General features: G+C 41.2%; 21 protein-coding genes and 4 pseudogenes. 9 read left to right on the forward strand and 16 right to left on the reverse strand.

Translation table 11 applies throughout. The annotated features are described in order from the left end of the window. Positions 1-155: 155 nt before the first annotated feature. Positions 156-461 carry a hypothetical protein gene (locus tag P4S61_RS00920; protein WP_145242229.1) on the reverse strand — a complete coding sequence of 102 codons (306 nt, stop codon included), beginning with the start codon at positions 459-461 and terminating at the stop codon, positions 156-158. Positions 462-635: 174 nt separating this feature from the next. Here P4S61_RS00920 and P4S61_RS00925 point away from each other — a divergent pair, with 174 nt between their 5' ends. Beyond that, positions 636-740, forward strand: a complete 105-nt coding sequence (locus P4S61_RS00925; RefSeq protein WP_145242227.1) for a phage integrase N-terminal SAM-like domain-containing protein — start codon at positions 636-638, stop codon at positions 738-740. A gap of 205 nt (positions 741-945) precedes the next feature. Here the strand turns inward: P4S61_RS00925 and serS are convergent, their stop codons facing one another. The 6 genes and pseudogenes from serS to lrp form a co-directional block, all read right to left on the reverse strand. Continuing rightward, the gene (serS, locus tag P4S61_RS00930) at positions 946-2,244 is read right to left on the reverse strand and encodes a serine--tRNA ligase (RefSeq protein ID WP_149982716.1); all 1,299 of its coding nucleotides are present in this window, start codon (positions 2,242-2,244) and stop codon (positions 946-948) included. 8 nt (positions 2,245-2,252) lie between these two features. After that, positions 2,253-2,638: pseudogene (gene crcB, locus P4S61_RS00935) on the reverse strand (fluoride efflux transporter CrcB). Continuing rightward, positions 2,625-3,968, reverse strand: a complete 1,344-nt coding sequence (locus P4S61_RS00940) for a replication-associated recombination protein A (protein ID WP_145242220.1) — start codon at positions 3,966-3,968, stop codon at positions 2,625-2,627. The pseudogene crcB and the gene P4S61_RS00940 overlap by 14 nt, the downstream one beginning before the upstream one ends. Continuing rightward, positions 3,961-4,602 carry an outer membrane lipoprotein chaperone LolA gene (gene lolA, locus P4S61_RS00945; RefSeq protein ID WP_149982719.1) on the reverse strand — a complete coding sequence of 214 codons (642 nt, stop codon included), beginning with the start codon at positions 4,600-4,602 and terminating at the stop codon, positions 3,961-3,963. The genes P4S61_RS00940 and lolA overlap by 8 nt, the downstream gene beginning before the upstream one ends. Continuing rightward, a complete protein-coding gene (locus P4S61_RS00950; RefSeq protein ID WP_182731956.1) occupies positions 4,603-7,071 on the reverse strand; it encodes a DNA translocase FtsK in 2,469 nt (822 codons plus the stop codon). A 186-nt stretch (positions 7,072-7,257) separates the two neighbouring features. After that, on the reverse strand, positions 7,258-7,737 hold the full coding sequence (lrp, locus tag P4S61_RS00955) for a leucine-responsive transcriptional regulator Lrp (RefSeq protein WP_145242214.1): 480 nt from the start codon (positions 7,735-7,737) through the stop codon (positions 7,258-7,260). Positions 7,738-7,876: 139 nt separating this feature from the next. Here lrp and ald point away from each other — a divergent pair. Then, positions 7,877-8,997: pseudogene (ald, locus tag P4S61_RS00960) on the forward strand (alanine dehydrogenase). 71 nt (positions 8,998-9,068) lie between these two features. On the opposite strand, the gene P4S61_RS00965 reads toward ald, so the two are convergent. Then, positions 9,069-9,866 carry a M48 family metallopeptidase gene (locus P4S61_RS00965; RefSeq protein ID WP_145242210.1) on the reverse strand — a complete coding sequence of 266 codons (798 nt, stop codon included), beginning with the start codon at positions 9,864-9,866 and terminating at the stop codon, positions 9,069-9,071. Between the two features lie 192 nt (positions 9,867-10,058). On the opposite strand from P4S61_RS00965, the gene P4S61_RS00970 reads away from it, so the two are divergent. Beyond that, complete coding sequence (locus tag P4S61_RS00970; RefSeq protein ID WP_337117628.1) at positions 10,059-11,300, forward strand: Bcr/CflA family efflux MFS transporter; 1,242 nt, start codon at positions 10,059-10,061, stop codon at positions 11,298-11,300. Here the strand turns inward: P4S61_RS00970 and grpE are convergent. Both grpE and P4S61_RS00980 read right to left on the reverse strand, forming a co-directional pair. Further along, a complete protein-coding gene (grpE, locus tag P4S61_RS00975; protein ID WP_145242206.1) occupies positions 11,284-11,892 on the reverse strand; it encodes a nucleotide exchange factor GrpE in 609 nt (202 codons plus the stop codon). The genes P4S61_RS00970 and grpE overlap by 17 nt on opposite strands. A 58-nt stretch (positions 11,893-11,950) precedes the next feature. After that, on the reverse strand, positions 11,951-12,916 hold the full coding sequence (locus tag P4S61_RS00980; protein WP_145242204.1) for an HrcA family transcriptional regulator: 966 nt from the start codon (positions 12,914-12,916) through the stop codon (positions 11,951-11,953). 100 nt (positions 12,917-13,016) lie between these two features. Between P4S61_RS00980 and nadK the strand changes: the two genes are divergently transcribed. From nadK to P4S61_RS01010, 6 genes and pseudogenes are all read left to right on the forward strand, one after another. Then, positions 13,017-13,901, forward strand: a complete 885-nt coding sequence (gene nadK, locus P4S61_RS00985; RefSeq protein ID WP_145242288.1) for an NAD(+) kinase — start codon at positions 13,017-13,019, stop codon at positions 13,899-13,901. A 78-nt stretch (positions 13,902-13,979) separates the two neighbouring features. After that, complete coding sequence (locus P4S61_RS00990) at positions 13,980-14,111, forward strand: hypothetical protein (protein WP_337117629.1); 132 nt, start codon at positions 13,980-13,982, stop codon at positions 14,109-14,111. A gap of 128 nt (positions 14,112-14,239) precedes the next feature. Continuing rightward, a complete protein-coding gene (locus P4S61_RS00995) occupies positions 14,240-14,518 on the forward strand; it encodes a hypothetical protein (RefSeq protein ID WP_337117630.1) in 279 nt (92 codons plus the stop codon). A 92-nt stretch (positions 14,519-14,610) separates the two neighbouring features. Next, positions 14,611-16,282, forward strand: a pseudogene (gene recN, locus P4S61_RS01000) (DNA repair protein RecN). A gap of 169 nt (positions 16,283-16,451) precedes the next feature. Then, positions 16,452-16,817 (forward strand): hypothetical protein, encoded by a 366-nt coding sequence (locus P4S61_RS01005; protein ID WP_337117631.1) that lies wholly within the window; start codon positions 16,452-16,454, stop codon positions 16,815-16,817. Between the two features lie 103 nt (positions 16,818-16,920). Next, entirely contained in the window at positions 16,921-17,241 is a 321-nt protein-coding gene (locus P4S61_RS01010) for a hypothetical protein (RefSeq protein ID WP_145242196.1), read from the forward strand. Between the two features lie 523 nt (positions 17,242-17,764). Here the strand turns inward: P4S61_RS01010 and P4S61_RS01015 are convergent. The 6 genes and pseudogenes from P4S61_RS01015 to P4S61_RS01035 form a co-directional block, all read right to left on the reverse strand. Next, positions 17,765-18,915, reverse strand: a pseudogene (locus P4S61_RS01015) (IS3 family transposase). A 475-nt stretch (positions 18,916-19,390) separates the two neighbouring features. Then, positions 19,391-19,795 (reverse strand): EamA family transporter, encoded by a 405-nt coding sequence (locus P4S61_RS01020; protein ID WP_337118865.1) that lies wholly within the window; start codon positions 19,793-19,795, stop codon positions 19,391-19,393. Beyond that, a complete protein-coding gene (locus tag P4S61_RS01025; protein WP_337118866.1) occupies positions 19,684-20,232 on the reverse strand; it encodes a DMT family transporter in 549 nt (182 codons plus the stop codon). The genes P4S61_RS01020 and P4S61_RS01025 overlap by 112 nt, the downstream gene beginning before the upstream one ends. A gap of 29 nt (positions 20,233-20,261) precedes the next feature. Continuing rightward, positions 20,262-20,495 carry a GNAT family N-acetyltransferase gene (locus P4S61_RS22860; protein WP_442961583.1) on the reverse strand — a complete coding sequence of 78 codons (234 nt, stop codon included), beginning with the start codon at positions 20,493-20,495 and terminating at the stop codon, positions 20,262-20,264. A 6-nt stretch (positions 20,496-20,501) separates the two neighbouring features. Next, a complete protein-coding gene (locus tag P4S61_RS22865) occupies positions 20,502-20,711 on the reverse strand; it encodes a hypothetical protein (RefSeq protein WP_442961537.1) in 210 nt (69 codons plus the stop codon). A gap of 70 nt (positions 20,712-20,781) precedes the next feature. Continuing rightward, positions 20,782-21,255: a Crp/Fnr family transcriptional regulator gene (locus P4S61_RS01035; RefSeq protein ID WP_337117632.1), complete on the reverse strand. Its 474-nt coding sequence runs from the start codon at positions 21,253-21,255 to the stop codon at positions 20,782-20,784. Positions 21,256-21,655: the final 400 nt, after the last annotated feature.

Here is a 21,655-nt window from a genome sequence, read left to right on the forward strand (position 1 = left end):
TCTGAAATTCTATTTTTCGCATAATCGTATCGAAAAACTCAATCCTTTAAGAGCAACGCCTCGCTTAACCAGCGCAAAATACAGGCTAAAATTAGCGACGAAGGAGCGCAAGCCTGCTGTTTTGCGCCCTTTGTGGTTTAAGGGTTTGTTAGTTTTCAATGCTTACCAACAAATGCCACAATCCAATCATGCTCTTCATTACCTGTCGTTTCAGTATCAAAGAACTCTGATATTTCAGCTTTCATAGCATCTAACTCGCTTACACCCTCTTCGAGGGTTGATAAGTAAGTTGTATGAAAGAAGCAACCATACACCCCACTAGTTATAGAATATGGCGCAATATCACCACCTTTTTCCAAAGTTAGACGGGCACCTTTAGAATGCTCCTCATCCTTAATTATTTCACCTATTTCAGAACCTATCGTTCCGATGGTATCTCCATTATCAGTTTGATTCCACATAGCTCAACTTTTGAAAAATAACGGCTTATTGAACACCACTTTTGGGGGTTATAACACCCCAAAACGGCGTATATTACATAGCTTCATAATTCCACTAAACAACTCCAATGTAAACATACAATTACGCATGTTATAAAATTACCATGGTTAAAATACACCAAAACGACTTTTAAAATGGAATCATACTTAAACCATTTAATAAACTCGCAAAATGTAGGGCAAGGCACGCGAGCACAGGCATTGAATGTGCTAAGTTTCTTATATAAATTAACGCGCTAAAGCACGACCTACAGATGAGCTTGACCCGATCATGGTTAAAGCTTATTCCTACGTGATGGTTTCACACCGAGTTAATCTCACAGCGCGCTAACTTTACTCTCGCTAACTTGCTAACTAAAACTCTCAATAAAAAAGCCGCTGTTCATTACAAACAGCGGCTTCTCTCTTAAAGCTTAAAACTTACAGCTCTAAAGCTTTAACGGGCTTATTTAATTACTTCAAGGCCGTTCATATATGAACGAAGTACTTCAGGCACGACTACTGAACCATCCGCTTGTTGGTAGTTTTCAAGTATTGCTACTAGAGTACGGCCAACCGCTAAACCCGAACCGTTTAGTGTATGCAATAACTCTGGCTTTTTCTCACCATTGCGACGAAAACGTGCTTGCATACGGCGCGCTTGGAAATCAACCATGTTTGAACATGATGAGATTTCACGGTAGGTATCTTGCGCTGGTAACCATACTTCTAAATCGTAGGTTTTTGCTGAGCCAAAGCCCATGTCACCCATACATAAAATTACTTTACGGTATGGTAGCTCTAGTGCTTGTAATATTTGCTCTGCGTGACCTGTTAGCTCTTCCAATGCTTGCATTGAATCTTCTGGTTTTACCAGCTGTACTAGCTCAACTTTATCGAACTGGTGCTGACGAATAAGGCCACGAGTATCACGGCCATAACTGCCAGCTTCACTTCTAAAACACGGAGTGTGGGCAGTTAAACGAATTGGTAAATCTTTTTCGTCGTAAATTTCGTCACGCGCGCTGTTTGTCAGTGGTACTTCTGCAGTAGGAATTAAGCTAAAACCTTCTTGCTCTTCACCGTCATCATTTACAAGACCTTTAGTGTGGAATAAGTCTTCTGCAAACTTAGGTAATTGACCTGTACCGTATAAACTGTCGCGGTTTACTAAATACGGTACGTACATTTCTGTATAACCGTTTTTATCTGTATGCGTGTCTAGCATAAATTGCACTAGTGCACGGTGCATGCGGGCCATTGCGCCGCGCATTACAGTAAAGCGTGAACCGGTAATTTTAACGCCCATTTCAAAATCAAGGCCGTTTAAATCTTGTCCTAAGTCTACATGATCTTTTACTGCAAAATCATACTTTTTAGGCTCGCCCCAGGTTGAAATCTCAACGTTGTCAGATTCATCAGCGCCCGCTGGTACTGATTCATCAGGTAAATTTGGGATAGCTAAAGAAATTTGCTTAAGCTCTTCTAAAATAGCGTCTTGCTCAGCTTTAACACTATCAAGTTGCGCGCCTAAGTTGCTTACTGCATCTAACAATGGTTGTGCATCTTCGCCTTTAGCTTTAGCTTGGCCAATCGCTTTGGAGCTACTGTTACGCTCACTTTGTAATTCTTGTGTTTTTACTTGTAATGTTTTGCGTTTTTCTTCAAGTGCGCTGACAGTCGCAGTATCTAGCTCGTAACCACGTGCTGCTAGACGCGCAGCTGTTTGCTCGAGATCTTGACGTAATAATTTAGAATCTAACATGTTAGTTTTTAACCTTTTTGCATTACCAGCTGAAGGCCCAGCCAAGCCATAAAAATACACACCACCACATTTAAGGTGATATTGAGGGCCATTTTAAAAAGTGACCTTGTTGTAATAACAACAACGAATCCATTGAAAATGTCGAGAAGGTGGTCAAAGCACCTAGAAAGCCAATCCCTATAAGGGTTTTAGCGGGGCTAACGGTGATAATTTCGCGCTCTATCAAACCGTATAATACGCCCATCAACAATGAACCAAGAATATTAACCGTCAACGTGCCAAAAGGGAATCCCCTACCAAGTAGTTTTAGCATGGTTTCACTAATAAAAAACCGTAAACAGGCGCCTGAGGCTCCTCCTGCGGCAATCATGAGATATATCTTAAGGCTTGTCATAGCGTTTTATGTCACTGTGATGATCGCGCTCTTTTAAATAGTCGAGCTTTTGCTTTATTTTTTGTTCTAAGCCACGATCCGTTGGAAAGTAATATTGCTTATCGGCTATCTGCTCTGGAAAGTACTTTTCTCCTGCAGCATAGGCGCCTTCTTCATTGTGCGCATAGCGATATTCAGCACCATAGCCTAAGTCTTTCATTAAGTTGGTTGGTGCATTACGTAAATGCTCTGGCACCGGGTAACTTGGCTCGTTCTGCGCATCCGCTTTGGCTTGATTAAACGCCGCGTACACCGCATTACTCTTCGGTGCGCTAGCTAGGTAAATCGTAGCTTGTGCAATTGCACGCTCGCCTTCACTTGGTCCAACTCGCTGAAATATATCCCATGCATTGAGGGCCACTTCCATGGCACGCGGATCAGCATTACCAATATCTTCAGTGGCGATGGCGAGTAACCGCCTTGCAACATACAGCGGATCGCCGCCACCGGCTAAAATACGACAATACCAATACAAAGCACCATCTGGGGAGCTACCTCGAACTGACTTATGAAAGGCTGAGATCAAATCGTAAAATTCATCCCCCCCTTTGTCATACTTGGCTAAATGCGTTGGCAATACTTGACTGAGTACGTGCTCATCAACTAGGTATTGGCCGTTTTGCTCTACGGTTAAATCAATCGCCTGCTCAAGTAAATTCAGCACTTTACGAGCATCGCCATCACTGGCTTGGCACAACGCTTGTTTAGCATTTTGTGCAAGTACCACCGTTTTATTTTTCAGTTCATCATCGCTTGCAAGCGCTCGCTCAATAACAAGATGCAAATCAGTGTCTTGCAGCGATTTAAGGACATATACTCGTGCTCGCGATAAAATCGCATTGTTTAGTGCAAACGAGGGATTCTCGGTGGTGGCACCAACAAAAATAAAGGTACCATCCTCTATATGTGGTAAAAACGCATCTTGCTGAGATTTATTAAAACGATGTACTTCGTCAACAAACAGTAAGGTACGTTGGCCACGACCTTCAAGGTTAGTACGCGCTTCACTCACCGCATCACGAATATCTTTAATGCCTGCCGTTACCGCCGACATTTGAATCAGCGCCGCATCGGCATGGTTGGCAATAATTTGCGCTAAGGTAGTTTTACCAACGCCCGGCGGCCCCCACAAAATAAGACTGTGGCAACGCCCTGCTAAAATAGCTTGATAGAGAGGCTTATCTTGGCTTAATAGATGTTGCTGGCCAATATACTGATCTAAACTGGTTGGTCGCATGCGCGCAGCAAGTGGGCGCACATCCGGGCCAAAATTAAAGCCTAAATTACTCACCTTGACTTTGATCGTCTATTTCAACGCCTTCAGGAATACTAAACTCAAAGGTTGAAGTAGCAAGGCTTTGATTTACTTTAGTGTCGCTAAAAGTAAATGTAGATGATTGCCCGGAGCTGTCTTTAACCAATAATGACGCTAAGCCTACTTTATCTGCTGCAAACACAATATCCAGCTGTTCAACTTGGCTTTCAACGCCTTTATTAGGTGTAACACTGAACCCAGTATCCGTGGCGTGTACTTGGTACTTTTGCCATTGCGCCGGATCTTTGGAGGTGAGTAATACAAACGGTGTTGAATCAATCAAACTGTGAGTATTCATAATCGTTACTTGCTCAGCAAAGCTGTCGAAGTAATAGGTTTTATCGCCATTTGATACAAATAACGTGTCATCAGGGCTCGCTTGTTGCCAACGGATCATCATTGGCTGTTGTAAGGCGATAGTACCTTCACCTTGCATAATTGATTGACCTTGGTCGTCATTAACTTGCTGCGCAAATTGCGCTTGAAAACTCTTTAAACCGGCCAGTTTATCTTGTAATGCTTGGCTGTCATCCGTTGCACTGTCACTTGCAAATACTGATGCTGATAAAAAACAGCTAATTGCTAAGGCTAAATATTTAATTTGTTTCATTTAATTTGCTCCACCATTGGGCACTAATACATCTCGGGCACCGTTATGACCTGGTGCGCTTACAATACCCGATGTTTCCATTTGTTCAACTAAACGTGCGGCACGGTTGTAACCAACACGTAATTTTCGCTGCACACTTGAAACTGACACTTTGCCTGTTTCAACAACAAATGACACGGCTTCATCATAAAGCGGATCTGATTCTTCATCCGCATTTTCACTGGCTTCGCCTGGCAATAAAATATCCTCAGTGGCGTCACCATTTAAAATTTCGTCTATATAATTTGGTTTTGCACGTGCTTTCCAGTCATTCACCACCGCATGTACTTCATGGTCATCAACAAACGCGCCATGCACACGTATCGGTACGCTGGTGCCCGGCGGTAAATAGAGCATATCACCCATACCTAGCAGGTTTTCTGCGCCTTGTTGATCTAAGATGGTACGCGAGTCAATTTTACTTGATACCTGAAACGCCATTCGCGTTGGGATATTCGCTTTAATTAAACCAGTAATTACATCAACCGATGGGCGCTGTGTTGCTAGTATTAAATGAATACCTGCCGCTCGGGCTTTTTGCGCAATACGGGCAATTAGCTCTTCAACTTTTTTACCAACAATCATCATCATGTCAGCAAATTCGTCAATCACCACCACGATACTCGGTAACTTACCTAACTCGTCTGGTCCTTCTTTCATACCATCAGTATCTTTAAATAATGGATCGAGAATCGGGTAACCCGCCTCTTTCGCATCCAATACCTTTTGGTTGTAACCTTTTAAGTTACGAACACCTAACGCCGACATTAACTTATAACGACGTTCCATCTCACCTACACACCAACGCAGCGCATTGGCAGCTTCTTTCATATCGGTGACCACTTCACACAGTAAATGTGGGATACCTTCGTAAACAGAAAGTTCCAACATTTTCGGGTCAATCATGATCATACGCACATCATCAGGGCCTGATTTGTACAGTAAGCTTAATATCATTACATTAACGCCCACTGACTTACCTGAACCTGTGGTACCTGCCACCAGTAAATGCGGCATTTTACCCAAATCAGCACAGATTGGCTCACCGGCAATATCTTTACCTAAGACCATAGTCAGTGGCGATGGATTTTGCTCAAATTTTGGCGCGTCGATTACTTCTGATAACCGCACTATTTCACGGTGTTTATTCGGTAATTCAATCCCTACATAGGTTTTACCCGGAATAACTTCAACCACTCGGACACTAACCGCTGATAGCGAGCGGGCTAAATCTTTAGCAAGACCAGTAATTTTAGAAACTTTAATACCCGGCGCTAAATCAAGCTCAAAACGGGTTACAACAGGTCCAGGGTATACGGCAACAACCGTAGCTTGAACGTTAAAATCAAGGAGTTTAGTTTCAACTAACCTCGATACAGCTTCAAGCTCTTCTGGTGAAATTGGGTTTTTGGCTTTATCAGGTCTATCTAACAAATCAAGCGTAGGCAATGGCGTACTTGGCGGCTTTTCTTCGAGTAGCTGCTCAAACTTTTCTTTTGCGGTAGGTGGAGGCTGATAGGTACTCTTTGGTTTTGGCATTGGTCTTGCTGGCGAAACCACAGTAGTAACTGGTTTTTCAGGCTCAGTAACATGGCTTTGATCAAGCGCATTTAAGGCAGCCGCAGTGTCCATTGGTTCATCATCAATGGCGCTAAAATTAATTTCTTGATCCAGAATGTCATCCAAATCATCAAATGCAGGATGAGAGTCTTGATTTGACACCGCACTATCACTATCCACTTTTGGTTCTGAAAAGCGAATGGCGGGTGTTTCTTTACGTGTCTGTTGCTCATTAACAGGGTCTTGTTCAATTACAACTTCAGTATTTGCAGTGCGTTCGCGTTGTAACCATGCTTTTAAGTGATGGGCAATAAAACGATAACCTCGCATGATCAAATCGCCAATAAAATCGACACATTGCACCCACGACACGCCTGTTAATAATGTTAATCCAGCAAAAAAGAAACATAATAATAAAATCGAGGTACCGGTAAAGTTAAATGCAGGCATCATCGCTGAAGCTATCACATCACCGACTACCCCACCGGATGAAAAATTATAAATATCATCAAAATTAATACTACTGATAGCCGTTGCTGAAGTGATAAATAATGCAAAACCAATCACTCTAAGCGATAACGTTGTATAGTCGAGTTGAAATATTCTATGAGGTTGCTTAAATAATAAGTAGCCGAATATTTGTAGTGCAGCTGGCACAAAATAAGCTAACCAGCCAAATGTCAGCAATAAAATATCGGCGATCCACGCACCTGCAGCTCCAGTTATGTTTCTTACATTGTCATAACCTGTTTGCGACCAACTCGGATCAGCAGGATCAAAGCTTACCAGCGCACACAATATAAATATTGCGGCAAAGGTGCTAATTATTAAACCGGTTTCTAATAGTCTTTGTACACCGTTTAGGCGCATAACTCGCTATTCCTCATTTTTCTTTGTACTTCTTTGTACTCATTCTTAGCAATGGAATACCTTAGCAGGAAATACTTTTTGTTGCACTTTATCTTAACCATGATGGCCTGATTATGAACAGGTTTTTATTAATCGCGCATGTATCAATAATACAACTTAAGTAGTTACTAAAAAATGGCGCATAATTCAGCCGATATATGGGCGAATAATCACCCCTTGCTCGCCTTTTACTTCTTCCATAACAACATAGGTACGGCTTTCACTAACGTTCGGTAGCTTGAGCAGAATATCCCCTAATACACCACGATATTCAGACATATCATTTACGCGGGTTTTTAGTAAAAAGTCAAAGTTACCCGAGACTAAATGGCATTCGATAATTTCATCATGCTTTTTAACTGCAGCACTAAATTCATCAAACACATCAGGTGATGTTTTAGTGATTGTCACTTCGACGTACACCGACAAACCTTGCCCAAGTTTAGCAGGGTCAACCACGGCTTTATAACCGACGATGTAACCTTCGCGTTCGAGCTTTTTTACACGCTCTAAACAGGGCGTTGCACTGAGCCCCACACGTCGAGCTAATTCAACATTAGACACTCGGCCATCGTGCTGTAGCTCTATTAAAATCTTACGGTCAATACGGTCTAATAACTCATGCATAATAACGACTAGTTTTTTGTACTGTTTAAACGGTGTTTTCAGATTATATCACTAGAATACCGATTAAAAAGGTGAGACACACTGCCAGTACATGAATATAATAGTGAAAAATTTTATCCCGTTCTATTAAGGCAATATTATGATTATCGGTGTACCTAAAGAAATAAAAAACCATGAATACCGTGTAGGTATGGTCCCTGCTAGTGTTCGTGAGTTAGTAAACCACGGCCACCAAGTTTTGTTGAATCTGATGCAGGTATGGGCATTGGCTTCACTAACGAAGATTACACACTGGCAGGTGCAGAAATTCTAGCAACTGCTGCTGAGGTTTTCGCAACAGCAGAGATGATTATAAAAGTAAAAGAGCCACAAGCCATTGAACGTGCAATGCTACGTGAAGACCAAATTCTTTTCACTTACTTACACCTTGCACCAGATCTTCCACAAACTGAAGACCTAATCAAAAGCAAAGCAATTTGTATCGCATACGAAACAGTAACTGATTCACGCGGTGGTTTGCCACTACTTGCACCTATGAGTGAAGTTGCTGGCCGTATGTCTATTCAAGCTGGTGCACAAGCGCTTGAAAAATCAAACCATGGTCGTGGCATGCTACTTGGCGGCGTACCGGGTGTTGAGCCAGCTAAAGTTGTTGTTATTGGCGGCGGCATGGTTGGTCGTAGCGCAGCACAAATGGCTGTTGGCCTTGGTGCTGAAGTTGTCGTACTTGATCGTAACATTGACGTACTACGCGCACTTGACGCTCAGTTTGGTAATAAAGTTAAAGCGATTTACTCAACAGCTGATGCACTTGAAAAGCATGTACTTGAAGCTGACCTAGTAATTGGTGGCGTACTTATCCCAGGTGCTGCTGCACCTAAACTAGTTACTGCTGAACACATTAAAGCAATGAAGCCTGGCTCTGCAATTGTTGATGTTGCAATTGACCAAGGTGGTTGTATCGCAACGTCTAAAGCAACAACTCACGCTGATCCGACCTTCATCGTTGATGACGTTGTTCACTACTGTGTTGCTAACATGCCAGGTGCTGTACCACGTACATCTACTTTCGCACTTAACAATGCAACATTGCCTTTCATCATTAACCTTGCAAACAAAGGTTATAAGAAAGCATTACTAGATGACGCTAATTTCCTTAAAGGTCTTAACGTGATCAAAGGCCAAGTAACTTACAAAGAAGTTGCTGAAGCCTTCAACATGCCATACGTAGATCCACGTACTGCTGTTGAAAACGCATAACTAGCGTTTAGAATAATAAAAGCCTGTGAACATCAGTTCACAGGCTTTTTTTATATCACCAAAAAAGTTTATTACAGCTTACATTGTGGGTTTTTACCCGCCGCTTTTGCTGCTTTTTGCTCATTTAATGCTTGTGGCAATTTTGCTTGTAGCTCTTTAATGCGGTTAGCAGGTGCTGGGTGAGTAGACATAAATTCAGGTGTATTACCACTGCCTGCTTTACTCATATTCTGCCAAAGTGTTACGGATTCTTTTGGATTAAATCCGGCTTTTGCCATTAAATCTAAACCCACTTGGTCGGCCTCAGATTCATGAGAGCGACTAAATGGTAAAATAACGCCGTACTGCGCACCTAAACCAAGACCTTGCATAATTTCGTTACGATATTGTACATTGCCCATTTCAAGTGCGGCACTGCCCGCTTGCATACCTGTTTGTAGCAAGGAACTTTGTGATACGCGTTCATTAGAGTGCTCAGCAATTACATGCCCTACTTCGTGCCCGATAACGGTTGCTAGCTGATCTTGATTTTCAGCCACTTTTAACAACCCTGTATGCACACCAATATAGCCACCGGGTAATGCAAACGCGTTAGCTGAATCGTCTTCAAATACCACCACTTCCCACGCCTGAGTTGCATACTGTTGCGGTAATACTGCAATCACATCGTCAGCAATGCACTTTACATACGCATTTACTTGAGGATTATTATTAATTTTTTGATTCTTTTTCATATCAGCAAAGCTTTGCTGACCCATCTGACTCATTTGTTGATCAGAATAAAGCGCAATTTGCGTACGCCCTGTTGGTGATGTTTTACAACCCGCTAATACAGCGGTGGCAAGCACAGCCAAAACTAATTTTTTCATTGTATTCTCTTAACTAACAATTTAATTGTTCTTAGAATAGCAAACCAGCCTGCAATTGAATATATCGACTGCCAGTAAAAACATCTGTTGCGTTATATTTCAGTTAAAGGCGATAGTTAGCATGCAAACTAAGTACCCAAGACTAATTGTCGCTGTTACAATAGCAGCCTCTTTTTGTTTAATGGGTTAGTCATGCAGGACTCGGTTTCTTTAAATAAACGCATTCTATTACCTTTACTCGCCAGTATTGTTGCAATTACGCCACTGGCAATCGATATGTATCTTCCGGCAATGTTAGTCATTGCTAACGACCTTAATACCACAATGCCTAATGTACAAATATCGTTAAGCATATATTTAGCTGGCTATGCGCTGGGAATGCTATTTTTTGGCCCAATCGCAGATCAAATTGGTCGTCGCGTGTTAACGAAGGTCGGCTTAGCATTGTTTGGCTTAAGCTCTGTCGCATTGGCCTTTTGTAATGACATTCATCTATTTTGGGCTTTGCGGGGCGTACAAGCATTCACAGGTGCTGCAACAACCGTTGTGGTGCCAGGGATAATTCGTCATATTTATAAACAAGATACTGCTAAAGGAATGTCGTATGTATCGATGATCATGATGGTAGCGCCCTTAGTCGCACCAACGGTTGGATCAATGATCATGGGCTTATCTCACTGGCAAACAATCTTTTTAGTACTGGCTAGTTACAGCTTTGTTATTTTAGCCTTGGTACAAATATACTTAATCGATATCCCTATTTTCAAAAGCCCGATGAAAGGCTTTGCACTATTTTTCGATAGCTATAAAACCGTATTTAAAAATAAAGATACCCGAGCAGATATAGCCAGCTCAATGTTTGTCTCATTCGGCTTTTTTTGCTTTTTAACCGCAGTGCCCTTTGTATACCTTGATTACTTTAAAGTATCAGAACAATTATTTGGTGTTTTATTTGCTTTCAATGTCATGGCGCTAATGTTTGGTAACTTTTTAAATACCCGCCTAGTACCACGTATTGGTTCACGAAAAATGCTGTATTATGGATTAGCGGTCGGCTTTGTAGCTGGCAGTGCCCTACTCACATTTAGCATATTACACCTATCGCTGTATTTTATTGTTGCAGCTATTGCTCCTCTGATGATGAGTTTAGGGGTTACCGCTAGTAATGCTGATGCATTGATCTTAATGCAGTTTGAAGAGCGTTCTGGCACCGCTACGGCGGTTATTGGTACATTGCGCTTTGGCAGCGGTGCATTAGTCGGTCCAATTTTAGCCTTAATGCATGCACAAAGTGCGGTACCATTTTCAAGCTTAATGTTCAGCGCATTAGTATTAACACTAATAGCCCAGCTTTGGCACCGAGCTAGAAACAAAAAAATGCCCGTAGTTAACGGGCATTTTTTTCTAAGCGACTTATTTATTCAGCTGCTTTAGATACCATCACCATTGCAGGGCGTAATAAACGACCATTTAATGTATACCCTTTTTGCATCACTGCTAATACAGTGTTAGGTGTTACATCATTACTTGGTTGAATCGACATTGCTTGGTGGAATTCAGGATTAAACTGCTCACCTTGTGGGTTGACAATTTCAACACCAAATTTTGCAACCGCATCGTTGAAGCTCTTAACTGTCATATCAATCCCTTCAAGCAATGGCTTTAAGGTTTCGTTTTCTTTGTCTGAGAACTCAATAGCACGTTCTAGATTATCAATAACAGGTAATAATTCGTTAGCGAACTTTTCAAGTGCAAATTTATGCGCTTTTTCTACATCTTGTGCAGCACGGCGACGAATATTATCAACGTCTGCAGCGGCACGTACTACGCTATCTTTTTGGTTTGCGATAGTTTGTTTCGCATCTTCAAGCTCAGCATAAAGCATAGCAATTTCAGCTTCAGGGCTAACTTCTTCGCCTTCGTGCGCGTCAGCCGCTTCTACAGCCGCTTCAACGTCTGCTTGCATTTGCTCTAGTTCTTCGTTTAATTCAACTTCTTGCTCTGGTGATTTTGTCTGCTCAGACATAATTTAAGTGCTCCAATACTTTTCAATTGCGGTAATTATGGGGATTGAATCAAAAGATTCAAGAGCCAGATGACTCGATTAATTTAAATTCTTGAATGATTGCTTCAATTTGCGCCGATTTAGGACAAATTACACAAAAACGACTTTGATATTCTTGATTTTGAAAATACGGCACGCTGATCACCATCAGTTCGTCACAATCAGTAAATGGCAATTGTGACGTATTTAAAACCGACACACCATTTTTAAAAGCTAACTTATCTTCTACAAAGTTCAAAAATGAGACACCAATATTTAAGCTTTGTTCACAATCAATTTGCCGATATAAATAATTTTCGCCGACCACGATACTGTTATCTGAGCCTAATTTATGGCTCAGCTCACGGGTCCATTGATTTAACGAATCATGACAATTTCGTGGTGCTGTATTTGCCATTGCTTGCATACGGTACAAGCCTTCCATTAAAGTTTGCTGACTGAATACAGTATTAAGCCAAGTAGCGAATTGATAACGTACGGTGTCAGACGCATCATCCGGCTTATGAATACAAATGTTATGGCTTTGCCCTGCTCTATCTAACAGTAAAATAAGCCAATCATTGCTGTCAAAATCTAATACTTCAACTCTAAAAACATGTTGAGAACTTACTTGTGGCAGACCAACGCAGCAACATACCTGATAACGCTGGCTTATACCATGCGCCATCTCGACTAATTGCGCTTGTGCAGGCTGCCAATATTGCGCAATCTGCGACAGAGGGAAAAATTCACTTAGCCAATAATCAAATCCGGCATTAGTAGGTACCCGTCCAGCAGAAGTATGCGGTGAATACAGCAGGCCTATTTTTTCTAGGCGCGACATCGCATTTCTAACTGTTGCAGAACACACAGCCATACCTTTTTGCTTGGCAATACGGCTTGACGCGACAGGTTGACCTTCACCATTACAGTACAGGCTCATCACGGCGGAAAATATTTGCTGATCTCGAGGGTTTAAATTCATAGTATCTACATCTTGCTGCATACTGGGGATATCGGGGCGTAGTGAGTTTATTTCAAGGTTATTTTCAAACTTGTCACTTTTGAGTTACTCTACTGATATTAATACTATTGATGCGTTTATCATGGAATCACCGTTTAAAACCATAGGTTTAATTGGCAAACCAAATCACAGTGGTGCAGCTGCAACTTTACAGCGCTTATACACTTTTTTAAATGCGTTAGGATTTGACGTGTTATTAGAGCAGAGAACAGGTCATCAATTAACCAATGTCCCCAAGGAAAAGTTAGTCAAACTGGTTGAGCTTGGCGAACGTGCCGATCTCGCTATTGTGGTCGGAGGTGATGGTAATATGCTTGGCGCAGCAAGGGTATTAGCCCGATTTGATGTTGCTGTTATAGGCGTAAACAGAGGCAATTTAGGCTTTCTAACAGATTTAAACCCAGAAGGCTTTGAAGCTAGTTTAGAACAAGTATTAAGTGGTCAATATCTTGAAGAAAAACGCTTTTTATTAGAAGTTGCAGTTTATCGCCATGGCGAATTAAAAAGTGCTAACTCAGCAGTGAATGAAGCCGTTTTACATGCCGATAAAGTCGCTCACATGATTGAATTTGAAGCCTTCATTAATAACGATTTTGTTTTTTCTCAGCGCTCTGATGGTTTAATTGTCTCAACCCCTACGGGCTCAACAGCCTATTCGCTGTCGGGTGGCGGGCCCATTTTGACCCCTGAACTAAATGCAATATCATTAGTGCCGATGTTTCCGCATACATTATCAAGTCGACCATTAGTAGTTGATGCCGATAACGAAGTACGCTTAAAGCTCAGCTTAGAGAATACCGACAGCTTACAAGTCAGCTGCGATAGTCATGTGGTGCTTGCTGTATTGCCTGGCGATGAAGTGATAATTAAAAAAGCAGATAAAAAACTGCGCCTGATCCACCCCAAAGACTACTCTTACTATCATGTACTTCGCACTAAGCTCAACTGGGGTAGTCGTTTATATTAATTTTATTGCGCTCATTCAGACTTTAGAGCAAAATGAGCTGAATTCATTTATTACCTTTTCAAGGGAAATCAAACCGCAATGACGTATGTTGTTTTCTTTGCTTTATTATTATTGATAACACTGCTTGGCAGTTATCTAATGATTGAAAATAATCGCCGAAAAGCGCTTGAAGCGCAAAAAAGCTATTCAATAATCGCGTTAAAGAAGTAACTCAACAGTTAAAAATTAAATTAAATGAGTACTGCGACGCAAAAATAATTCGTCCTAAATACATCCCAAGAATACAAGTTATTGCCAGTAATTTCTTTGTCGTACAACCTCATACTGACGAAAACTTATTGTATCTTGAACGCATAAACGAGTCATTGATCAGCACGATTAGTAGTGAGTTGGCAAAAACTTATGTAACAGGTGAGCGAGATGCACTAGCTGAACGCTTAGATTTTTTTGTGGCTGAATTACCCATAGCCGGTGTTGCTTACAATAAAACGTTTTACCATGAACTTTTACCATCCATGATTAAAGTTTTACGCACTGATGATTTATCTGCGAATCCTGAAGATTATGTCAAACCTGTTGATCCTGAAACTAATTTTGAGAAATCAACCAGTGAGTAAGTAATAAACTAGATAGCGACATTAAAAATTAATTTGCAAAAACCCAAAACACTGTATAAATTAACAGTTAATTGACTGGATGGATGAACAGTATGTTAACTGGGTTAGAGATTAAAAATTTTGCAATTGTAAGCAATTTAAGCACCGAGTGGCAAAGCGGTATGACAGCCATTACGGGTGAAACAGGTGCCGGTAAATCTATTGCTATTGATGCCTTATCTTTATGTTTGGGTGAACGTGCCGAAGCCTCAGCTGTTCGCCCAGGCACTGAGCGCGCTGAAATATGCGCCACCTTCGATTTAACCAACCTCCCTTGGCTAAGCAGTTTTTAGAACAGCATTTGCTATCGAATGATGAGCAAGAGTGCTTACTTCGTCGTGTGGTGTGTAAAAATGGCCGCAGCAAAAGTTATATTAATGGCACCCTAGTCACTGCAGCCCAACTAAAAGAAATCGGTCAGTACTTGATCTCTATTCATGGTCAACATGCTCACCAATATTTGCTTAAAAGCGAACATCAACTCCAGCTATTAGACGCTTATGCAGGTCATCAACCTCTGGTTGAAGCAGTGCGCCAGCATTATCGTAATTGCCAAAACTTACAAAAAGAATTTACCGCGCTCGAACAAGCCCAGTTGCAACAAGCAGCGCAAAAGCAATTATTAGAGTACCAAGTAGCTGAGCTTGATGAGTTTGCTTTACAACCAGATGAATTTTCGCAAATTGAAGCCGAGCATTATAAGCTCAGCCACAGCCAAACTATTATTGAAGCATGCCAACGTGAGCTACAAAGCTTATACGAAAATGACGAGCAAAATGCCTGTTCCCTATTACAACATAGCGCGCAGCAGTTTGCTGAGCTTGCGGGGTTTGATGAAAGCCTAACTAGTGTGGCTGCTTTACTCGAAGAAGCGGCTGTGCAAGTTGAGGAAGCGAGTCGTGAAATTCGTAATTATGCAGAGCAAGCTGAACTTGATCCGAGCCGACTAATCGACGTTGAAACACGATTAAGTGGTGCGATGGATTTATCACGTAAACACCATATTAAACCAGAGGACTTAGTTGAGTTTCACCAAAGTATCACACAAGAGCTTGAGTCGATTAGTAATAACTCTACCCGTTTAACGCAACTTGAAGGTGAAATTAACCAAGCATTAGCAGCTTATCAGCAAGCTGCGCAAACCCTAAGCGAAAGCCGTCATGAGGCCGCGCAGACATTAAATACATTGATCAGTGCAAGCATGGCGCATTTATCAATGGAAAATGGTGTGTTTGAAATAGCCCTTACACCACAACCTGAAAAAGCACCAAACAGCTTAGGTTTTGATAATGTAGCGTTTTTAGTATCAACCAACCCGGGCAGCCATTACAACCACTGTCTAAAGTCGCCTCTGGCGGTGAGCTGTCGCGTATAAGTTTAGCGATACAAGTTATTATTGCGCAAAAAGTCACTACGCCAACGCTTATTTTTGATGAAGTGGATGTAGGTATTTCTGGACCAACCGCAGCAGCTGTAGGCAAGCTTTTACGTCAATTAGGCAAATCAACTCAAGTTATCTGCGTAACCCATTTACCGCAAGTTGCCAGCTCGGGGCATCAGCAGTTTTTTGTGGCCAAAGAAATTGCCAATGGCGAAACCTTTACACAAATGTTGCCACTCAGTAAACATGGCCGTATTGATGAAATTGCCCGTTTACTTGGTGGTGATAACATCAGTAAAACAGCCAAAGCTAACGCAAAAGAGTTAATTATGGCGCATGCTTAATTAAGCTAAAACAACACCTACGTTTAGACTATTTTTAAATACAACCATCCATTAAGCCTTACTTATATAAAGCAAGGCTTAATAACTAACAATAGAACACATATAAATCATGACGATAACAACATTGCCAATAAAATTAATTAGCCTACTTTTTTGTTTTACACTTTTAATGGGTTGTAACGATTACTTTATAAATACCACGCAACTGACGAATAGCACATGGCAACCACTTTTAGTCATTGCATTTATTAGCCTATTTTTGATCCCATTAATTAGCTTAGCGCTGCTTATATTTAGTCAATGGAAGCACCTTCAGTTTAAAATAACTCTGCAACGTTATTTACATGGCTCACTTGTTTTAATGCTCGCCATAGCGTGGTTTATCGAATTAAGCTTAGTGCAACGCGCTGATAACCGTATGGATTTGATGTTAACGCTGTGCGCGCTAGCCACTCAAATGGTATTAGTCGTGGCTGCTTTTGTACTTGTTAATAAACAACAAAAAATGCACCACCGCGCTAAAAACTTTCTGTAAAGCATTGTTTAATACAACAATTAAAAACATTTGTTTTACATAATTGACACATTTAATTTAGCAACATACACTCAATAAAATAAAAAAATCGATGGAATGAATAATGAGCGCTACACAATCTAAAATCACCCAGCTAAAACGTTGTTACGCAACATTACAACTGGGTGTTGCTAAAGCTGATGGCCGCCTTACTCTTACTGATAACCTGCTGCATTTTGAAGCCCTCAATAAACAACTTAACTTAGGTTGTTATGCCATCAAACTTAATAATATTTCCCATGTCGAAAAATGCGCAGCTAAAGCTGGCGGTTTAATCCCTATTACCACCGCTGGAATCAAAATAACCACCAAAGAAAATTATCATCTAGAGTTTATTTTAGCTGAACCCGATGAGTGGCTTAATTGCCTGCAAGCGAGTCATTAAAGGTTTTAGGTTGGAGGCGCTAGCTGCTAGGAAAGCCCAAACAGTTTGGCTGTCAAATAACCCGCAGATTAGGTTGAATGCAACCAACTCGACGATAAATGATTGAAACTGAATAACAGCTCAGAGCAAAATAAACAGTAGCTCTAACACCCTTTTGGACAAAGGTGAGTTACGAAGTGCCCACAGTGAAGGTTCTGGACAAAACTGTTTTAGCAAACTTCATCCATTATCATAAATGACATACACCCAACGCTCACGAAACTAATTCCCTCTTATCGTGGAGAACCACACTTAATACGACTTCAGGTCGTACGGACAGAAATGGGGTTACCGACACGAACTATTTCCACTAAATTCGCATAATTTAAACTATAAAGAATATAGGAAATAGCTTCGACCTCGAGAGGTTCACCTAATGATCTTCTTGAAGTTGGCTATTGAAAACAAATTATTCAGAAAATATTTAGTCCAAAGATATCTTTAACATCAAAAATGATCTGCTCCAGCCAGACTGGACACTTCATTAAGCGACATTTTTATTTTCAAAGTTAACTGGACTTAGATACCCGAGAGCACTGTGCCTTCTTGTCCGATTATAATCAACCTCGATGTATTCAAAGAGCGTTTGACGCATCTCGTCTCGCGTCATGATCGGCTCATATTGGATCGCTTCAACCTTCATTGAATGGAAGAAGCTCTCAACACAAGCATTATCCCAGCAGTTTCCTTTCCTACTCATACTTTGCTTTAGATTATAAGCGGTTATGATGTCTCGATAATCTTTTGAGCAGTACTGACTACCTCGGTCACTATGAACGATCACCTGCTCAGGGAACCCACGACGGAACAAGGCCATTGATAATGCATCGCAGACCAGTGTTGCGGTCATTCTGGTATCCATAGACCAGCCGACTACTTGCCTTGAATAAAGGTCAATAATTACCGCCAAATACAGCCAGCCTTCACTTGTCGCAACATAGGTGATGTCTCCCGCCCACTTTTGATTCGGAGCCTCCGCGTTAAAATCCTGAGCCAGCAGGTTCGGAGCAACTGGCATTTTATGTTTGCTATCCGTAGTGCACCTAAACTTACGTGCCGCTTTCGGCGTTAAATCCTGACGCTTCATACTAGCGGCAATGGTTTTAACATTACGGCTATCACCGTTCTCTGCCAGCTATTTCTGGATGCGCCTTGAACCATCACGGCCTTTGCTATTGTCAAAAGCCTTTTTGACCTTCGTATCAAGCTCTTGGCGAGTTACCTCGCGCTGAGTGGCCTTGTGGCGATGCTTAATCCAGTAATAAAACCCACTTCGTGAAACCCCGAACACCTTAGCCATGCGGACAGCACTGGAAGCACAGCAGGTGTTCGAGCATAAATTCGTAGCTATCTACTTTAGATTTTTCGCGAAGTAGGTGGCGGCCTTTTTTACGATATCTAGCTCTTCAGCTTGCTCAGCCAATTGCCTTTGAGCTTTGCGACTTCAACGGCTAGATCTTTTTCCCGCTGACTGGTGCTAGTATCTTTCTTGGCTGCTTTACGCCAACCGTAGATCTGGGATTCGTGTAACGAGAGATGCTGCGCTGCCGTAGCTACTCCCAGCTTTTCTGCTAGTTTCAGTGCTTCTGCTTTAAATTCAGCAGAATGGAGAATACGTTTTTTCTTGTTTGTCATGGTTCACCTCATTAGTGATTGTACTCACTTAATTAGGTGTCCAAAACTGGTGGTGCGGATCACGCGCTTACTGTGCCAGCCGTTCTATTCATCGGCGCGATGATGGATCAAGAGGTTCGTCTTGGTCTATCCTCTTCTGATTTGGTATTACTTGTCACCACTTTAATGGTGTGCAAGGTAACATTCAGTAGTGGCCGAACCAATGTATTGCATGGCGCAACGCATTTGGTTCTGTTTGTGGTTTATCTTTTCCTGATGTTTGAGCATGCTTAGTCGATAACTTCAAATTCAATAAACCGCAGCCAATAAAAAGCCCGAGTTTAAACGCTCGGGCTTTTTATTGGCTGCAAGGCTTACGGTCAAATACGCTCTACACATTCACGAGCAATTACCAGCTCTTCATTGGTTGGGTTTATATTCATGGTAGATGTCATCAATATATTTTCTAATTCACTTTCGCCTATGCCTTTTGGGTTTATTCGGACGGTTGATTCAACCGATTTACTTGTAACAACATTTTCCAAGGTAATAAAGGTAGTATGATCATCAATATCCCTAATATGGTAAAAAAGTCTGGCACTTCATTGAATAAAGTAACACCAAATAAGGTGACAAATACCAGTCCTGAGTTCTCTGCTAGGGCAATAGAATTAGCAGGTGCTCGTTGATACGAAGCAACAGCTAATCCGTTGTAAGTAAGAACCAAAGTTGCACTTGCCAAAATGAACAGCAGATTCGTGGTCGAAAGAGGCACCCAATGGAATATAGCTAGGCAGCCAGAGATCGGTAGTGAAAGTAATGATGTCCAAAAAGCGTGCTGACAACAGTTTGCTCCGTTGGTAATTTTTTCGCGGTAAGGTTGAACAAGGCAATTGTAAATGTAGTAACAAGGGCGAAGACTACCGCCAATTCAAATTCTGATGGTCTTAAAACCACAATCACTCCTGAAAACCCTATAAGAGATAATACACTGCTCTTAATCGTTAGTTTCTCTTGGAGAAGTAAAATCGATAATGGAAGCATCATTAGTGGCGCAGCATGAAAAATCGCATTAGCCGTAGCTAAAGTTAAGTGAGTGATTGCAATTACCATGCAACCACTGCCTATTATAATTAGATGTGCCCTAAATAGATTGAGTTTAGCGCTATACAGTTTTCGCTTTTGCTTGGACTGCTTTAACCATAAAGGATAAATAACTAAAGTAGAAAATAATTGCCGTATAAAAATGTATTGAAAGGCTGATACCTCCCCATTAAGTAACTTAACTGCGACATCAGATAGTGAAGCAGCAAGATTACCTAATATGAGAAAGATCATCGCGAGGTTTACCACAGGAAAAGACACTGTTATTTTTCCAACTTCATATCGATATGTGGGATGTCATCCTCCAAATACATTACAGAAGTCGGCATAAATCCATGGTTTTGGTAGAATTCTGATAGGTGTTCTTGAGCGCCAATTTCGATTGACTCTCTGGGCCACAACTTGTCACATGCACATAGAGCCTCTTGTACCAGTTGATGCCCTATGCCCCCTCCACGAGAATTTTTGAAATAGCAACACGACCAATACTGACGGATGGATAACTAACCCCTTTTGACATTAAGCGTGCAGGCCATTAACTTGCCACCTTGATAACCCAGTAAGTGGTAAACACCTTCTTGGTGATCTTTACCATCCAACTCAGGATAGGGACATTCTTGCTCGACAACAAACACGTCAACTCTGAGTTTTAGCAGTTGATATAGTTGCATTGTTGTTAATTGGGGAAACGGATGGAGTTGCCAAGTAATCATTTTAATTCAGCCTTACACATATTGATATCCGAAATGTAGCAAGGTGAATAAGTCTAGACATTAACAATTGTTAAGTTGGATTGCGTTTTTTGATACGACTCAGGCTGATCGGTGTAATGCCAAGATAAGCTGCAATTTGATAATCGGTGAGGCGCTCTAACAAGTTAGGATAACTGTTACAGAACTGTTGATAGCGTTCTTCTGGAGTATAAAGCAACATAAAACGTTCTTTGTTTTCTTTATACATCAGTTGTATTTCCAATAGCTTGAGATAAATACTATATTTATTCTTACGCCATGTTCTTAATGTTTCGATAGGGAGAGACATAATCGAGCAAGAGGTAAGTGATTCAAGTTGGTATGGTGATGGCGTTTGGTTAACTAGGCTTTCAAAACCAATGATCCAGTCATTTTCCCAATAAAACTGTTTGCTAAACTCTTTGCCCTTGTCAGTAAAATAAACAGCGTGACATATTCCTTCTAATAGAAAGAAAATCTCTTTTGCAACTTCCCCTTGATGGAAAAAAATATGCCGACTAGGCAAAGAACAAAGCTTTGCAGATTGCTTTAGCTGTTCTACTTCGTGTCGAGTAAAGTCATTTTTTTGTAACTGCTCTAGAAAGCGTCAAGCATAATTGGTTGTACCTAAGTATTTATCTATAACCAAACATTAACTGAATATTTAAGCACACAATAAATTCGCCAAAAAACAATTAAAGCGGAGGTGTTCAGGTGATGATAACCTACATCAAATTAGCATTCTACGTGCCATTTTATACCCCTAGGTTCCTTATTTGTAGCTGTGAATGACTTACAAGCAAGAATCGTAATTAATAAGACAAGAAAATTTCGCATATTTACCTGTAGGTATCATTTATCAGCAAGACTTTGCAAGGTAGCATACCCTGTGAGTTTACTATCTACTAGTGTCTGCTTGTCGTTCA

Source organism: Pseudoalteromonas sp. B160 (genome assembly GCF_037162485.1).
Lineage (GTDB): Bacteria > Pseudomonadota > Gammaproteobacteria > Enterobacterales > Alteromonadaceae > Pseudoalteromonas > Pseudoalteromonas rhizosphaerae.

Bases quoted from the DNA above. Each gene is read 5' to 3' on its own strand.
- P4S61_RS00920 (WP_145242229.1), bottom strand. From the start codon at position 461: ATGTGGAATCAAACTGATAATGGAGATACCATCGGAACGATAGGTTCT.
- P4S61_RS00925 (WP_145242227.1), top strand. From the start codon at position 636: ATGGAATCATACTTAAACCATTTAATAAACTCGCAAAATGTAGGGCAA.
- serS (WP_149982716.1), bottom strand. From the start codon at position 2,244: ATGTTAGATTCTAAATTATTACGTCAAGATCTCGAGCAAACAGCTGCG.
- lolA (WP_149982719.1), bottom strand. From the start codon at position 4,602: ATGAAACAAATTAAATATTTAGCCTTAGCAATTAGCTGTTTTTTATCA.
- P4S61_RS00950 (WP_182731956.1), bottom strand. From the start codon at position 7,071: ATGCGCCTAAACGGTGTACAAAGACTATTAGAAACCGGTTTAATAATT.
- lrp (WP_145242214.1), bottom strand. From the start codon at position 7,737: ATGCATGAGTTATTAGACCGTATTGACCGTAAGATTTTAATAGAGCTA.
- P4S61_RS00965 (WP_145242210.1), bottom strand. From the start codon at position 9,866: ATGAAAAAATTAGTTTTGGCTGTGCTTGCCACCGCTGTATTAGCGGGT.
- P4S61_RS00970 (WP_337117628.1), top strand. From the start codon at position 10,059: ATGCAGGACTCGGTTTCTTTAAATAAACGCATTCTATTACCTTTACTC.
- grpE (WP_145242206.1), bottom strand. From the start codon at position 11,892: ATGTCTGAGCAGACAAAATCACCAGAGCAAGAAGTTGAATTAAACGAA.
- P4S61_RS00980 (WP_145242204.1), bottom strand. From the start codon at position 12,916: ATGCAGCAAGATGTAGATACTATGAATTTAAACCCTCGAGATCAGCAA.
- nadK (WP_145242288.1), top strand. From the start codon at position 13,017: ATGGAATCACCGTTTAAAACCATAGGTTTAATTGGCAAACCAAATCAC.
- P4S61_RS00990 (WP_337117629.1), top strand. From the start codon at position 13,980: ATGACGTATGTTGTTTTCTTTGCTTTATTATTATTGATAACACTGCTT.
- P4S61_RS01005 (WP_337117631.1), top strand. From the start codon at position 16,452: ATGGGTTGTAACGATTACTTTATAAATACCACGCAACTGACGAATAGC.
- P4S61_RS01010 (WP_145242196.1), top strand. From the start codon at position 16,921: ATGAGCGCTACACAATCTAAAATCACCCAGCTAAAACGTTGTTACGCA.
- P4S61_RS01025 (WP_337118866.1), bottom strand. From the start codon at position 20,232: ATGATCTTTCTCATATTAGGTAATCTTGCTGCTTCACTATCTGATGTC.
- P4S61_RS22865 (WP_442961537.1), bottom strand. From the start codon at position 20,711: ATGATTACTTGGCAACTCCATCCGTTTCCCCAATTAACAACAATGCAA.